At 45.9% G+C, this 16,278-nt stretch carries 12 protein-coding genes and 2 pseudogenes; 11 read left to right on the plus strand and 3 right to left on the minus strand.

The genetic code is table 11. The features are described from left to right. Positions 1 to 4: 4 nt before the first annotated feature. The 4 genes and pseudogenes from RE628_RS12715 to RE628_RS12730 all read left to right on the plus strand — a co-directional run bounded on the left by RE628_RS12715 (position 5) and on the right by RE628_RS12730 (position 6,204). The gene (locus RE628_RS12715; protein WP_309159014.1) at positions 5 to 1,837 is read left to right on the plus strand and encodes an ABC transporter ATP-binding protein; all 1,833 of its coding nucleotides are present in this window, start codon (positions 5 to 7) and stop codon (positions 1,835 to 1,837) included. Next, positions 1,806 to 3,542 (plus strand): ABC transporter ATP-binding protein, encoded by a 1,737-nt coding sequence (locus tag RE628_RS12720; RefSeq protein WP_309159456.1) that lies wholly within the window; start codon positions 1,806 to 1,808, stop codon positions 3,540 to 3,542. The genes RE628_RS12715 and RE628_RS12720 overlap by 32 nt, the downstream gene beginning before the upstream one ends. A gap of 197 nt (positions 3,543 to 3,739) precedes the next feature. Next, positions 3,740 to 4,251 (plus strand): annotated as a pseudogene (locus RE628_RS12725) (TetR/AcrR family transcriptional regulator C-terminal domain-containing protein). Positions 4,252 to 4,434: 183 nt separating this feature from the next. Continuing rightward, on the plus strand, positions 4,435 to 6,204 hold the full coding sequence (locus RE628_RS12730; protein WP_309159015.1) for an oleate hydratase: 1,770 nt from the start codon (positions 4,435 to 4,437) through the stop codon (positions 6,202 to 6,204). Between the two features lie 235 nt (positions 6,205 to 6,439). On the opposite strand, the gene RE628_RS12735 is transcribed toward RE628_RS12730, so the two are convergent. Beyond that, the gene (locus tag RE628_RS12735) at positions 6,440 to 7,159 is read right to left on the minus strand and encodes an SDR family NAD(P)-dependent oxidoreductase (protein WP_309159016.1); all 720 of its coding nucleotides are present in this window, start codon (positions 7,157 to 7,159) and stop codon (positions 6,440 to 6,442) included. A 63-nt stretch (positions 7,160 to 7,222) separates the two neighbouring features. After that, positions 7,223 to 8,267 (minus strand): annotated as a pseudogene (locus RE628_RS12740) (IS1595 family transposase). 176 nt (positions 8,268 to 8,443) lie between these two features. Between RE628_RS12740 and RE628_RS12745 the strand changes: the two are divergent. From RE628_RS12745 to nhaC, 7 genes are all read left to right on the plus strand, one after another. Then, complete coding sequence (locus RE628_RS12745) at positions 8,444 to 9,046, plus strand: TetR/AcrR family transcriptional regulator (RefSeq protein ID WP_309159017.1); 603 nt, start codon at positions 8,444 to 8,446, stop codon at positions 9,044 to 9,046. A 13-nt stretch (positions 9,047 to 9,059) separates the two neighbouring features. Next, positions 9,060 to 9,971, plus strand: a complete 912-nt coding sequence (locus tag RE628_RS12750; RefSeq protein WP_309159018.1) for an alpha/beta fold hydrolase — start codon at positions 9,060 to 9,062, stop codon at positions 9,969 to 9,971. A 159-nt stretch (positions 9,972 to 10,130) separates the two neighbouring features. After that, positions 10,131 to 11,357 (plus strand): helix-turn-helix domain-containing protein, encoded by a 1,227-nt coding sequence (locus tag RE628_RS12755; protein WP_375143074.1) that lies wholly within the window; start codon positions 10,131 to 10,133, stop codon positions 11,355 to 11,357. A 49-nt stretch (positions 11,358 to 11,406) separates the two neighbouring features. Further along, positions 11,407 to 11,754: an ABC transporter substrate-binding protein gene (locus tag RE628_RS12760; protein WP_309159020.1), complete on the plus strand. Its 348-nt coding sequence runs from the start codon at positions 11,407 to 11,409 to the stop codon at positions 11,752 to 11,754. A gap of 66 nt (positions 11,755 to 11,820) precedes the next feature. Beyond that, positions 11,821 to 12,420, plus strand: a complete 600-nt coding sequence (locus RE628_RS12765; RefSeq protein WP_309159021.1) for an ABC transporter substrate-binding protein — start codon at positions 11,821 to 11,823, stop codon at positions 12,418 to 12,420. A gap of 7 nt (positions 12,421 to 12,427) precedes the next feature. Then, entirely contained in the window at positions 12,428 to 13,297 is an 870-nt protein-coding gene (locus RE628_RS12770) for an alpha/beta hydrolase (protein ID WP_375143112.1), read from the plus strand. A 182-nt stretch (positions 13,298 to 13,479) separates the two neighbouring features. After that, on the plus strand, positions 13,480 to 14,868 hold the full coding sequence (nhaC, locus tag RE628_RS12775) for a Na+/H+ antiporter NhaC (protein WP_309159023.1): 1,389 nt from the start codon (positions 13,480 to 13,482) through the stop codon (positions 14,866 to 14,868). A gap of 93 nt (positions 14,869 to 14,961) precedes the next feature. Here nhaC and RE628_RS12780 read toward each other — a convergent pair whose 3' ends face one another. Then, positions 14,962 to 16,197 (minus strand): MFS transporter, encoded by a 1,236-nt coding sequence (locus RE628_RS12780; RefSeq protein ID WP_309159024.1) that lies wholly within the window; start codon positions 16,195 to 16,197, stop codon positions 14,962 to 14,964. Positions 16,198 to 16,278: the final 81 nt, after the last annotated feature.

The raw sequence follows: 16,278 nt of genomic DNA on the forward strand, positions 1-16,278 counted from the left end.
TCAATTGACTCATAAAAAAGGTATGTCCCGATTGTTTGAAATCGCCGGGGAAAGACGAGGTTTGTTAATACTCTCCGGTTTGTTGTCTTCGATAAGCGCCGTCTGTATGCTGGTGCCCTATGCCGCTGTATTTTTTATTCTGAAGGAGCTGCTGGAGCATGCCGCTGAACCGTCCATGGCTGATGGAGCGTTGATGGTGCGTTGGGGGATTATCGCCCTCTGCGGTCTGCTGGGAAGCCTGATCATGATGTATGCCGGAGGGATGGTCTCGCATGTAGCCGCTTTTCGAATTTTATATGGATTAAGGGTGAAATTGTCGGCCCATATCGGCAGACTGCCGCTAGGCTGGTTGAATGGCACGTCAACGGGAGCGGTGAAGAAGACGATGGAGCAAAATGTGGAGAAGGTAGAGACCTTTATTGCCCACCAGCTTCCCGATCTTGTTCATGTCGCGGTCACCACCCTATTCATGATTGTGGTCATGTTCCTGCTCAACGTATGGCTGGCTATCGCCTGCATTGTGCCTATCGTTCTTGCGCTGGTTGTCCAGAGCTTGCTGATGTCCGGCTCTAAGACGCAGGAGAATGTGCGGAAGTATCACGATTCACTGGAACGGATGAACGCTTCTGCCGTTCAGTATGTAAGAGGAATGCCTGCCATTAAGGTATTCGGGCAAACGGTGCAATCCTTCCGTCAATTTTATGAAGATATGATTCGATATCGTGATTTTTGTTTAAAATACACCGACCAATTCCAGACCGGATATCTGGTATTCAAGGTGATTCTCGGCTCCTTCGCCGCGTTCGTTCTGCCGGTAGGCGTGTATCTGCTAAGCCGCGATCCGGGAAACGTTGCTTTTGCTTCCGTGCTGCTGTTCTTCCTGATCATGGCCCCGGGTATCTCTTCTCCGATGTTCAAGATCATGTCCTTGACCTCTACGCTGAGGGATATCCGTGAAGGGGTAGAACGTATTGACCGGATTCTCGAAGAGCAGCCTGTATCAGAGCCGATACATCCGCAGCAGCCGGAGTCCTATGACATAAGCTTCGATCACGTCTCATTCGCATACGATGCGGGGGCCGGAAGCATGGAGGCATTATCGGATATTTCGTTTATCGCCAGACAAGGGGAGGTTACGGCGCTTGTGGGCCCGTCGGGAGCGGGTAAATCGACGGTGGCAAATCTGGTGCCCCGATTCTGGGATGTGAAGTCCGGAGCGATTCGCATTGGCCATGTTGATATCCGAGATATGGCCACCGTCGATCTGATGAATACCGTTGCTTTCGTATTTCAGGATTCATTTCTGTTCTATGATACGGTGTATAACAACATTGCCGTCGGTCGGCCTGACGCATTGCCGGAGGAGGTGCATGCAGCGGCGAGAGCGGCGCAATGTCACGCTTTTATTGAACAGCTTCCGCAGGGCTATGACACACTGATCGGCGAAGGAGGCGTATACCTGTCCGGCGGGGAGGAGCAGCGGCTGGCCGTTGCCAGGGCGATCCTCAAGAATGCCCCTGTGCTTGTGCTGGACGAGGCCACAGCATTTGCTGATCCCGAGAATGAATACGAGATGCAACTGGCCCTGAAAGAGCTGATGCAGAAGAAGACGGTCATCGTGATCGCGCATCGTCTGTCCACAATCAAGGATGTGGAACAGATTCTCGTGATGGAGAGCGGACGCATCGCCGAACGGGGAAGACATGAGGAATTGATCTCGGCTGGAGGAATCTATGCCCGAATGTGGGCTTCATACCGGCAGACTGAGAATTGGAGCATCGGCCAGAAGGAGGGGGTGGATGAACATGAACATGCTGCGCAATATTACCGCGGGTAATCCCCGCGCCTTAATCAGACCGGTTCTGTATACAACGTTGGCCAATTTGTTCAGCATAGTTCCTTTTGTGCTGCTTGTGGAGGCGATCAGGATCATCTTTCAATCATTTACCACTCCGGGGACTGCTCTAGACATGACACGTTTGTGGTGGGTATGCGGGGGGATGGCCTTGTCGTTGATACTTTTATATATCAGTGAGGTTCCTGCCTATCGCGCTCAGTATCGCATTGCTTACAGCGCCGCCGCTGACGGCCGGGCCCGTCTAGCCGAGCATTTGCGCAAGCTGTCGCTGGGCTTCCTGAACAAGCGTGATCCCGGGGACCTGGCCAATATGATGATGGGTGACTTCACGCTGCTGGAGCACGGTATCTCACATCTGGTCCCGCAGATGCTGGGAGCGATTGTCATGCCGCTTCTTGCTCTCGCAGGGCTATCGGTGCTCGATTGGCGCATGGCCCTGTCGTTGTTCGCTGCGCTTCCGGTCGCTATTTTGCTGCTGCTATTGACCACCGGCCTGCAACGCAGGCTTGGGGCTCAGCATATGCGAGCCAAGATCGATACGGCCAACCGTTTTCAGGAGTATTTGAACGGTATCCGCGTCATCAAGGCCTATAATTTGAGCGGAGAGCGCTTTGCCCGCCTGGAACGTTCATTCAAAGAATTGATGCGGCAGAGTATCCGGCTTGAAGGCTTGTTGGGGCCGATTGTATTGATGGCGATTGCCTGTATTCGGGCTGGTTTAACCTTTATGGTTATTGTCGGCGTTCATTTGCTTCTCGGCGGCAGCCTTGATTTGATGACCTTTATGGCCTTTCTGATCATCGGAACCCGTATATTCGAGCCGCTGACGATTGCGTTGGTTGGTTATGCGGAGTTCCGTTATCATGAGCAAGCCGGCGAGCGCATCGTCCAACTGCTGCAGGAACCTGTGATGCAAGGCGACAGACAGCCCGCAGCAGGACATGATATCGAGTTCAGGGAGGTTACCTTCGGCTATCTGGAACAGCCTGTTCTGCAAAAGGTAAGTCTCAGGATGCCGACAGGCTCCTTCACCGCTTTGGTCGGGCCTTCAGGCAGCGGAAAGAGCACCATGCTCCGCCTTATCGCCCGCTTCTATGATCCGGATCAGGGGACAGTGACCATGGGTGGGGAAGCGATACATGCGATGGATCCGGAGGCGCTGCTGCAGAAGGTTTCCATGGTGTTTCAGGATGTGTATCTGTTCCAGGACACGATTGCTAACAATATCCGCTTCGGGAAAGGCGATGCAACCGGGGAAGAGATCGAATCCGCCGCACGGCTCGCCTGCTGCCACGATTTCATTATGAAGCTTCCCGAAGGCTATGACACGCTGGTCGGCGAAGGAGGCAGCACGCTGTCGGGCGGAGAAAAACAGCGGATTTCCATCGCCAGGGCGATTTTGAAAGACGCTCCCGTCGTGCTTTTAGATGAGGCGACAGCTTCGCTGGACCCTGAGAATGAAGCGGAGATTCAGAAGGCGATTGACCAGCTTGTACAAGGAAGAACCGTTATCGTTATTGCGCATCGCCTCAAAACGGTACGTCATGCCGATCAGATTGCCGTATTGGATCAGGGGCAGATTGTAGAGACAGGCCGGCATGAGGAGCTATTGTCATTGAATGGCCTGTATGCCCGTCTATGGAGACGGCAGCATGAGACCGGCGGGTGGAGTATTTCTTCCTGAGCAACGACTTGATCGCATAGGCCCTTTTAACGATTAGCAAAAGGGAGTTATAATAATAAAAGATAATTTTACAGCTTTTACGATTATATCATGCTCTCAATCGCTAATTGGCAAGTAGAGTTACCATCTAATGAAAGGGCTGCACGACGATGACCGTAATGACGAAGAAAGCTTTGGCTTCTACTCTTAAATCGATGATGGAACGATCCTCATTGGAGAAAATCACGGTTAAAGATCTGGTGGCCGAATGCGGAGTGAACCGACAGACGTTTTACTATCATTTTCAGGATATATATGATTTACTAGGCTGGATTTATAAGACAGAGGCGTTAGACGCGATATCCAACTGTCGTACCTATGACACCTGGCAGCAAGGTTTCCTGAAAATATTCCACTATGTGCAAGGTAATAAAAAGTTCTGCCTTAGTACCTACCGCTCCATGGGGCGGAACATCTCGATCTCTTTCTGCATCAAGCGGTATTCGAGCTGTTGATGGGTGTGATTGAAGAGGTCAATGCCGGTAAGCAGATGCGAATGGAGGATAAGAAATTCATCGCCAATTTCTATACCTTTGCGTTCATAGGCATAATGCTGGAGTGGATTCGAAATGGCATGGGTGAGGAACCCGGTGTGATTATTGATCGGCTGAGTATCCTTGTGGAAGGCGATATTGAGAAGGCGATCAGTAAATATGTGAATATTAGCTAGCTCGGGAGCCGGATTAAGTAAAAAATCAAATATTTAGACATTTTAAGGGTTGTGTATAAATTTTATACATAACCCTTTTACTGTTTAGTGTTAACATTCCACATGCGCAGTATAGTGAATTTGCAGGGAAAATAATCATGTGTAGGTTACGCTAATATGAAATTCTAAATGGAGGTTATAAGCATGTATTACAGCAATGGAAACTACGAAGCTTTTGCCCGTCCAAAAAAACCAGATGGTGTTGATCAGAAATCAGCCTATTTGATCGGTTCAGGTCTAGCGTCACTGTCCGCAGCTGCATTCCTCATTCGTGATGGTCAGATGAAAGGGGAAAACATTCATATTCTAGAGGAACTCGATATTTCTGGAGGCGGATTGGACGGCATCTATGATGACGGAAGAGGATTCATTATCCGCGGTGGTAGGGAAATGGAAAATCACTTCGAGTGCCTTTGGGATTTATTCCGCTCCATTCCTTCATTGGAAGTAGAAGGTGCTTCGGTACTAGATGAATTTTACTGGCTCAACAAAGAGGATCCGAACTACTCCCTGCAGCGTGCGATTCTTAATCGTGGCGAGGATGCTCATACCGATGGCAAGTTTACACTTACACAAGCTGCTTCTATGGAAATTATCAAGTTGTTCTTCACTCCAGAAGAAGCGCTTGAAGATATGAAAATTACACATGTCTTCTCTGAAGATTTCTTCAACTCGAATTTCTGGCTTTACTGGCAGACGATGTTTGCGTTCGAACCATGGCATAGTGCAATGGAGATGCGCAGATATATTGCTAGATTCATCCATCATATCGGTGGATTGCCTGATTTCTCGGCACTGAAATTCACAAAATACAATCAGTACGAGTCACTTGCACTGCCACTGATGAAGTACTTGGAAGAGCAAGGTGTTACCTTCCAATACGCTACGACTGTAACCAATGTTCAATTTGAGATTACAGGTACAAAGAAAGTGGCTAAAAAGCTCGTATATGTTCAAAAAGGACAAGAAAAACAAATTGACCTGACTGAAAATGATCTGGTCTTCGTTACGAATGGTAGTAATACGGAAAGCTCCACATTAGGAGATAACAACACACCAGCTGTGATGAATACTGCTCTCGGTGGCAGCTGGGAACTATGGAAGAAAATCGCGGAGCAGGATCCTGCCTTTGGTCGCCCAGACAAATTCTGTGGTAATATTGCGGAAAGCAACTGGGAATCTGCTACAGTTACAACGCTGGATGACCGAATTCCTCCTTACATCGAGAAGATTTGCAAACGGGACCCATTCAGCGGCAAGGTTGTAACCGGTGGTATCGTGACGGTGAAGGATTCAAAATGGCTGATGAGCTTTACGTTGAATCGCCAGCCTCACTTCAAATCCCAGCCGAAGGATCAGCTCGTCGTGTGGGTGTATAGCTTGTATTGCGACGTGCCAGGCGATTACATCAAGAAACCGATGAAAGACTGTACGGGTATTGAAATCACGGAAGAGTGGCTCTATCATATGGGCGTACCTGAAGCAGAGATTCATGATATGGCAGTAAACTCCGCCAACTGCGTACCTTGCATGATGCCGTTTGTTACATCTTACTTTATGCCAAGAGCAGCAGGCGATCGCCCGAACGTTGTTCCTGATGGCTGTGTTAACGCCGCCTTTATCGGCAACTTTGCTGAGACACCGCGCGATACGGTGTTCACGACCGAGTATTCCGTCCGCACTGCTATGGAAGCCGTATACACATTGTTAGACATTGACCGCGGTGTTCCAGAAGTATTTGGATCTGCTTATGATGTTCGTGTGCTTCTGGATTCCACAGCGAAAATGATGGATGGCAAGAAACTAACCGACATGGAGCTGCCGGATACTGTAAAATTAGCTGCTATGACGGGAGTACAAAAGATTTCTCGTACCAGAATCATGCAGCTTCTGAAAGAGTATAAGTTGATTTAAACTAAAGAGATTATCATGCAAGTGCAACGTTCAATTATACTAATAGAGGATAAGAGGCAGAGAGGAACAACGGATCTGTCTAACATTGATAAGGAGATCGCTTGGCCGGGCGGTTTCCTTATTTTATTGGCTATGTTAAATTCTAATGTTGATTTGTGACCATAAGAAAACCGCCTTTGTGAAAAGGCGGTTAATTGAGCTATCGCTCCCAGTTAGCTTAATTAGACATAGTTGACTATGCACTTGTATCAAACATTGTTGGAATATTTATTTCTTTTACACAAGAAGCTTTGGAAAGACTTATGACGCATTTAACTAATGAAACGATATCTTGAAGGGGGATTTGTGTATAATTGTAGGCTGACAGGACTTTTTCGATTCCATCATCCAAAGGAATTTGGGTAGCAATTTCACCTGGGTTTATACAAGTTACACCAATTCCAAACTTTTTTACATGTTCCCTTATGGAATTGGCAATACCGCGCAAAGCAAACTTAGACGCTACAAATGAAACTTGTGTAAAATCATTATTCTCAAGACCTGCCGTAGAACCAACTAAAACGATTTTTGCGTTAGCCGACTTTTTTAAATTCGGTATAATCTTTTGTATACATGTAATTGCGGAAATTACATTCACATTAATAATTCTTGAAATTTCATTTGGGTCATCTTTTTCAAAATCATAGTCTTCACTAAATCCGTTGCTCTCCCATATCCCTGCATTATATATTAATACGTCTATGATGTGTTCATTTATCGTATTCGCAATCAAATTGTATGCATTAGATTTCGATAAATCAGCTTCTATCCAGTACTTATTGACTCCATCGTTAAGGTTCAAACTAGTAGGACAACTCCTAGAAACTATCCATACATTATCACCAATTTCTGGCAAACTTTTGACGAAGGCATCACCTAATCCTTTGCTCGCGCCAATGATAATAAAATTCTTCATGAACGTTGTTTCCTTTCATTTTTTGATTCAATTATTATACCAACCTTTGGAACTATCCTCCCGTTAACAAGAATAAGCAGAAAGCCGAAGCTTTTTGTTCGTGTCGGTGACAGTAAAAAGGCACGATTTGACCAACATATTTTTCTTATTCGATGCTGTATTCTCATATTCCTTGCTGTCTATTAAACGGAACCAAGCCAAATAATGTTGCAAATATTTGGTTGAAACACCATTGAAGCGGTCCATCCATTTCTTCAAACGGCTGTGATAGCTGTTTACGTTTTGGATATGGTAAACGCCTTTGACACGTTGTTTTCCGTCGGACTTAAATCGGTAATGAGCCATGCCCTTTGCATTCGCATAGGAGCTGAATGCCCGCCAGGAATCCGTGCAAAGCACGTTTGAGTCCGATAGATGACCACCAATCGCCTCATCTAACTTCGTTGTTCGAATACGACCACGCCCAAGAACGCCAGAGTAAGTCATCTTCTGACGGTCACGGGCAACGAGGACACACTTGGTCCTTGCTGATACCACGATATTTGGCTTTTCCGCCTCGTTTACGTGGCTTGCGTTCGGTGATGTTCCGCTTGCCCTTTTCCGAGTACAGTAAGTAGGTCTCGTCCATTTCAACGATACCTTGGAATGACTTGATTGGAATCTGTTTCAGGGCAGCAAGAATCTTATGTCGCCAGTAAAATAAGGTGACATATGTGACTTCGTCGTTTAATTGCTCGGCACATTTCCTCAGCAAATAGCCCTCAATCATGCATTCAATAAAACGAACCCACACATGAGGTCTTCTCGTTCGTTGCAGAGGCGTGTTTGTAAGGTCATTAAAGGTTTGGAGACAGGATTTACAGCGGTAACGTTGCCGTTTAACCTCTCCGACACGTGTTTTTACGGCGTACTTCCCAAAACGAACGACGGAATGGGTTTTGCAATGCGGACAAACAAGCCCATCTTTGTGCTTCTGCTCTTGGATTTCGTCAATTGCTCGAACGGGAGCCGACACACCCTTGGTTCGGGATTGCAAAAAGGAGATAAGCTCCTGCTTACCCCTATCGTCTAAAACATCAGCCAGCTTTTTTAGCTCCTTTAAATCCATAGATAAATCATCTCCGAACCGAATTGTTACCCTTACTATAGAACGCTTGTTTGTAGTTACCAAATATCAACATTAAGGTTTAACAAAGCTATTTTATTATTTTTTTGATTGACTAATTAATCAATGAATATTATGATTCCTCTATAACCAATATTTGCATCAAGGAGGCGGTACGTATGTCCCCAAGAATCGATGAACAAAATCAGCAAATTCGTGATGCGCGTAAGCAGCAATTGCTCGAAGCCGGGGCGAAAGTATTTGGGGAGAGGGGCTACGCAGGTACGAAAGTAAGTGATATTGTCGGGGAAGCTAAGTTGAGTCATGGTTTGATTTATCATTATTTTGCTTCCAAAGAAGATATCTATATTGAACTCGCCAAAACTGCGTTTACAACGTCCTATGAGGCGATCCGTCAAGTTGTAGAGATCGGTGGAAGCCCGTATGAACGGCTGAAGGCATTAACAGAAGGGATATTTGCTCATACCGGAGAGAGCGGTTATTTCTTTCTGATCGCCCTGCAGACGAATACATCGAAGACTGTTCCAGAAGAGGCCACGGCCATTTCCAAGGAATACTCTGCAAAGAGCCTGGAATTACTTGAGCAATTATTTCACGAAGGGCAGGAGCAGGGGGAGTTCATTCAGGCCAGCCCCTTTGAACAAGCGCTAATGTACTCTTCCATGCTAAACGGCGTTGTTTTTACCCGCTTGACCTATCCCGAGCTGGAGAACTTCCCGCAAGTTGATCAAATCTTGAGAATTTTCATCAATACACGATAAGGGAGTGAACAGGATGGAAACGAGGGAATTATCCATATATCGAAATCAGCAGGCTAAGGACCGCTTCATCGCTGCTTATGATCAAGCGTTAAGTGAATGGCCAGTACCCTATGAAATCAACTATGTGTCCACCGAATTCGGTGAGGCTCATATCATTCGCTGCGGGAATCCGGCCAACCCGCCCTTGCTGCTCATTCATGGTATGACGGCTACGTCGCTGATGTGGAGCGCGAACATCGCCGAATGGTCCAAGGACTATCATGTATATTGCATCGATGTACCAGGTGACTATGGTAAAAGCACGCTGCTGAGACCATTGTCGAACAGAGAGGCGGCTGCACAGTGGCTATTGGAGTTAACCCAGGAGCTTCGCTTGGAGAAATTTCATTTATTGGGGCATTCGATGGGCGGATTCTTATCCTTGAATTTTGCGGTGGCACACCCAGGGCGAGTGTCTTCACTTAGTTTGCTGGCACCTGCTGGTTCCTTCGCACCGCTGTCCAGAATGTTCTATCTGCAAATGTTCCCGGCAGTAATGTTCAAGGCGCAGTGGCTGATTGACCGGGCATTCACCTGGTGCATGTCGAAGCATAATAGCCTTGATCTACTTCCTAGCGCATACTGGGCGCTGATGACAGCAAGCTATAAGAACTGCTTTCCTCGGCTTGGCCTGCTTCCTTCCGTTCTAACTGACACAGAACTATCCCAATGTGCATTTCCTACCTTATTCATCGTCGGGGAAGATGAGGTCATCTACCGTAACTCCATCCCAGATGTGCGGGCGAAGGCCCGCTTGATTCCCGAAATCACCCTCGCAACCGTGCCTAAGGCTGGGCATCTTCTTAGTGTAGAACAGAAGCAGCGTATTAATGAGATAGTTATTGAATTCTTGGGCAAGCATCCGATAGATGCTAATAGGCAGTGAATATAGTGTATATATTGTATATTTCAGCAGTAAGCAATTGTGATCGGTTCATTCATAAAATCATGCTTGATCTCACCAAGAAGGTATGATAGTTTTTAATTAAAAGTTGATAATGATAATCATTATCAACTTTTAATTGTTTTAACTATTTATAAGGGGATGAACGCCGTGCATGCCAAAGAAAAATTACATCCTAATGACGGCTTAATTGCTACCAGCCATTTGCATAAAACAGATTTGCAAGAAATCAAAGCGTATATAGGCACCCATTATGATGAATCGTTGTCTATCACGCAGCTGGCGAGGATGGCTAACATTAGCCCCAAATATTTTGTGGATTTATTCAAAAAAACGTTCGGCCAAAGTGCGATGGAGTATTTAACGGACGTACGTATTCATCACGCTAAGCGTTATTTGGCGGAATCGGATGAGCGGCTTCGGGATATTGCCAAGAAGGTAGGGTACAAGGATGAGTTTTATTTTAGCCGCAAATTCAAAAAGGAAGTGGGGATGTCGCCTACTGATTTCGTGAAAAATACCAGGAAGCGCGTCGCAGTTTGTTCCCCCTCTGCCATCGGCCATTTACTCGCATTGAACATCATTCCGGAGATCGCCCCTCTCGATCCTAAATGGACTCCGCATTATTATAACCTCTACAGCGGCAAAATTAAGTCACATCTTATACTCACAAGCCCGTATTACGAATTAGCGTTTGAGACCAATCTGGATAAGCTGAGCCAGGCGCGGCCGGATGTTATCATCGGTTCCGATCAGATGCGGATTAGTGAGGGTAGCAGGTTGAATTCAATTGCGCCAGTACATTACATAGCAGGCAATAAAGGCTGGAGAGATCAATTGCTTGATATTGCTAATTACTTAGATAAGGAAGCTGTAGCAGAGCAGTGGATACGTAATTACGAGAATAACGTCGAAATTGCGAAGGCGCAAATGAGCCATTCGCTGGGTGACGATCGTATTATAGCCTTGCGGATTTATCGTACGCAAATGTTCGTATACCGGAATCGCGGGCTTCATGAAGTGCTTTATGAGGATTTAAACCTCCAGGCTGCTTGTGGAAAAGAGCTGAGCGGTCACTTACCTATTACCTTGCAAGAGCTGCAAGAGCTAGATCCTGAACGGATTCTGTTGATTATATGTCCGGAGGCTTTGACCCGTAAATATTGGTTGACATTGCAGCATTCGGAAGGATGGAAGAGACTACGGGCCGTCCAGAACAGTCATGTATATATGATCAGTGCTGATCCTTGGTTTGAGTATTCATCTGTGGCGATGGCTCGGATGTTGGACGAGGCCTTGCTCTTGTTTACCGGAAATTGTCCAAATATACTTCTGGATTATAGCTATGGCGAATCCTTAGCCAAATAAGTATACTCAAAGTCAACTGAGAACCATTATCAATCAAGGGGGATATATCATGTCAAGACTTTGGGGTACAAGAGAAAAGGAATGGAAGATTCTATTATCGATTCTATTAAGCTGTGTAATCATAGGAAGCTTGCTGGCCGGATGCGGTACCCAGGCGGAGAACAACGCTTCTAAGCCCAAACAGCAGACCGGAGGGGTTACAGCATCCGCTGAGGACGCCAAAGGGGAAAGCAGCAATGAAGAAGCACATGAGCGGATAATAACGGACGAGCTGGGACATGAAGTCAAGTTATCCGGTACGCCGAATAAGATCATTGCCCCTTATCTGGAGGAGTCTTTGTTGAAGCTGGGGGTGACCCCCGTTGCGCGATATTCTAATGCTAAAGATGGACATTGAGATTGGTTAGAAGGTTTAAGCGATGTACCGATCCTTGATTTTTCAGAAGGCTTGCCCTCTCCCGAGGTGATTATGTCGTATAACCCCGACCTGATCATTTTGCAGACAGAGACCTTTGCGGCAAATGGAGTCTATGATAGTTATGCTAAGATAGCGCCGACTTATGTTTTCAAAAATGCTTCTGGAAATATAGAGCAGTCGCTTGCCACAATTGGAGATCTGCTAGGCAAATCAACTGAAGCTGATGCGGCAGTGCAAGCCTATCGTGAGAAAATAAAAGAAGCTAAAGAGAAATTGAGCAAGGTTATGGAGAATAAAAAGGTTGCGATTATACGATTTGCACCCAAAGGGGTCAATATGATGGGTGGCAACTATTTGGCGGGATATTTGCTTCATCAGGAGCTGGGACTGGGCAAAACAGAACTTATCGGGGATGCAAACAGCGCGAGTCTCTCGCTGGAGATTATTCCCGAGCTTGATGCTGATTATATATTCGCCATTGATCAAGGGGGAGACCGTTCAATGATGGATAGCCCGATCTGGAAGAGTATGCCTGCTGTTAAGCAGGAGCATGTCTATGAAGTAGACAGTGGCTACTGGCTTGGAAGCGGCATGATTGCTTATGAGAAAATCATCGATGATGTGCTACGTTTTCTGAGCCAATAGGAGGGCTATCGTTGGAAAAAAGATATCAGAAGCTACGTTTGCCAATTTTTCACGTTGTAAAGTGGAGATTCCTAATGCGGAGCAATGGGTAATAACTTCTCGCATAGAACGACGAACCTACCGAATCACTATTGCCCATCCTATTGGAGAGCCACCACCTGGCGGATATCCGGTTATCTACTTACTGGACGGTAATTCGGTATTCGGCACGATGGTGGAAGCGCTGCGATTGCAGTGTCGCAGACCAGAGTATACCGGAGTCATGCCTGCGATTGTCGTCGGTATTGGCTACGAGATGGACGATCCGTATGCGCAAGAACGCTTCTATGACCTAACGCCGTTGCCATCAATGGAATATCGGAAACGTTCGGATAACGAACCGATTCCAGAGCAAGGTGGGGCGGAGGTCTTTCTGCAGTTTATTGAGGAGGAACTGAAACCGCAAATCGAAAGCGAATTTCTGGTCGATCGTACACGTCAAGCGCTGTTCGGGCACTCTCTCGGCGGATTATTCACGGTGTATGCGTTATTCAGAAAGCCTGAATCCTATCAATATTACGTTGCGGGCAGTCCGTCCCTGCATTGGAATAAAGAATATATGCTTGAATTGGAAAACGACTTTATTACTCGGGCAAGGAAGATACCAGTCCATATTCAAGTACTCTTCGGCGTAGGAGAACTGGAAAAATCGCATGAATGCGGCAATTGCGCTCGGGCACGAGCACTGACGGAACGACTGGCAGCAATTTCGACGGACATCGGCGTTAAGGCTAAATACCAGGAATTTGAACATGAAGGTCATGTATCAGTATTGCCAGTATTGATCAGCAGAGCACTTAGATTCGCATTACATCCAGACCCTACGAGGGACAATTAGGAAATATTCATAACATAGACATTGACTCCTTATGCATTTATCGTTATAGTACCTTTGTGCTTCAATGCAAGAAAGCCAGAAAGCGGGGAAGCTAGAAGGTGATAAATATATTCTCGTTCTTAGTGGGAGCAGGGAGTACATAATTTCTTGGCGATAACAAATGAATAAGGAGTCTTTACATCATGAATCGAGAGCTTAGTTTCTCAAAAAGTATTTTTCTCATTGTTTTTATTCTAGCACTACTCTTTGTATCCATATTTCTCTTAAAATCGGAGCCGCATCTACCGCTATTGGCAACTACCGTTGGTACAGCAACTATGCTGCGCCTATTTGGCTTCCCTTGGAAGAAGCTCGAATCGGCGATCATTCAGGGGATCCAGACAGCAATTATGCCGATTCTCATCCTGTCACTCATCGGCATTCTTATCGCTGTATGGATGATGAGCGGAACTGTCCCGACGATTCTATATTACGGAATGGATTATATTAAGCCGCAATTTTTTGCGGTAAGTGCACTATATGTTACAATCATCGTCTCGATGTTTACAGGTAGTTCATTTACAACGGTGAGTACAGTAGGGGTTGCCTTCATGGGCATTGCCTTAACTACGGGAATATCACCAACCTTGGCTGCAGGAGCGATCATCTGTGGAGCCTGCTTCGGTGACAAAATGTCGCCATTATCTGATACGACGAATTTTGCTCCAGCGGTAGCCGGAGTATCTATATTCACACATATTCGCAATATGCTATACACAACGATCCCGGCATTGATCATTACTACTGTATTTTTCTTGTTCGCTCCAAAGCCCGATGCGATAGATTTGTCTTCTATTCAGCAGATCAAGCTAGCCCTGCAAGAAGGGTTCCATATCCACTGGTTGACACTCCTGTCGCCATTTGCGGTTATTGCTTGCTCTTTCAAACGGGTGTCAATTATTCCAACACTGATCATAGGGATCGTCACCGGACTTCTAATAACGGCATTCGTTCAGCATCAGACGGCAATTGATGTCTGGTTCAGCGTAATGCAGAGCGGATATAAGAGCACAATCGCTAATGAGACGGTTTCTTCTATCGTTAACCGCGGCGGTTTGCAGTCGATGATGTGGTCTGTATCCCTAATACTGATCGCTCTCTCCTTGGGAGGTTTACTGCAGCATTGCGGTGTCATCGATGCCTTCTTCCGCAAGGCTATCCAGCCCTTGAAGCGGAGTAGCGCTATCGTTCTGATGACTGGCGCTTCATCTATTGCGGTAAACGGGATGACTGGTGAACAATACCTGTCAATTCTTCTGCCAGGCCAAATGTTCAAGGATGAATACAATCGCAGAGGGATTCCTGCCAAGACGCTGTCCCGTACGTTGGAGGACTGTGGCACACTCGTGAATCCGTTAATTCCATGGGGTGTTAGCGGCGCATTCTTCGCTGCGACACTAGGGGTTCCTGTCATCGAATATCTGCCTTATGCGACTTTCTTGTGGATGAGCCCGTTCATTACTTTCGCTTATGCTATAATCCCGAGATTGCAGAAGAATTCGCTTGGTCAGGAGCAGGTAGTCTCAGGGTAAATCATAAAGAGCCTGATATTTATCAGGTTCTCCAACCAATAGGGTTTCAGAACTTACTCCTAAGTTCTGAAACCCTATTATGCTTTTGAAAGGTTACATAGCCACATGCGTGCGTTTATACATCACTGATATTGCCGCTGCGATTAGGATCATCCCCATAAAGGCGGGAGCGGTATGACCAAGTGATACATAGATTTGACCACCAATGATAGGTCCAATTATTCTTGCTAAAGATTGAATAGCTTGGCTACCTCCTTGAATCCTTCCTTGTTCACTAGAATCAACAGACTTGGAGACCATTCCGTTGAATGAAGGCCCGAAGATTGAATCACCAAAACCAAATACAAACATGCCAACGATAAGAAGGGGATAGAATGAGAACAAAGCAGATAGCGCAATTAGGCCGTAACCTATAATCTCTGAAACCATTCCTAGAATAGATATCTGTACATCACTAAATTTTCTCAAAAGCTTAGGCATGATGAAGCCTTGTGAAATAATGTCTTGAACGCCCATGATTGAAAACATAAGTCCGATTAATGCAGGCTTCCAATTGAAAGTATCTATTGTAAATTGCGAAAATACTGCCTGTAGAGACCCATTGGGGATCCAAAGTAAGAAAGCTGAGATAAGGAGCCTGTTTAAATTTTTTATGGAAAGTATGTTTAGAAGCTGTGTAAATGGATTCAGTCTTGCAAAGGTAATCCTTGTCAGTCTGTTGTTCTTGTCAAGGCTCTCAGGCATAAATAAGAATCCATAAGCAAAGCTCAATAGAGTAATGATTGCTCCGGCATACATAGGTACGGAATAGCCAAACTTGGCGAGTAATCCGCCTAGAGTAGGTCCAATGACGGTACCTACACCTGCAACCGCACTCACCCATCCAAAGTATTTGGTCCGCTGTTCCTTAGGGGTAATGTCAGCAAAATAGGCGAAGATTGTACTTATGCTCCCGCCAGTTATCCCCTCTATGATGCGCCCAGCAAATAGTACGCATAGAGCTCCTCCTATGCCAAAAACGAAGTATCCAATTGCGGAACCCAAAAGACTTACTAAGAGTATTGGACGTCGACCATACCTGTCGCTCAAAGCCCCAATTCCTGGGGCCGCAAAAAACACGCAAATGGCATAAACAGAGGTCAGTAGCGTAACAACGATAGCTTGATCTCCCGGATCACTTATATAAGGCTGTACTAAGAATGGGACGACAGGTGTAATGATACTGAAGCCCATTCCGCAAAGAAACACAGACATAAGACCGAATATTAAGGCCTTTTTATTTACAGTTTGTGCTGTGTTTTGTTCATTGTTTGATCTAAATGTAGACACTTAAATGCTCCTTTCAAAGGTCTTAATTTTGATTCCTAGGAAACATTATTCATCGTATCTTCATTTTGTTTCCCTGTCAAC

The organism is Paenibacillus sp. D2_2, assembly GCF_031199965.1.
Lineage (GTDB): Bacteria > Bacillota > Bacilli > Paenibacillales > Paenibacillaceae > Fontibacillus.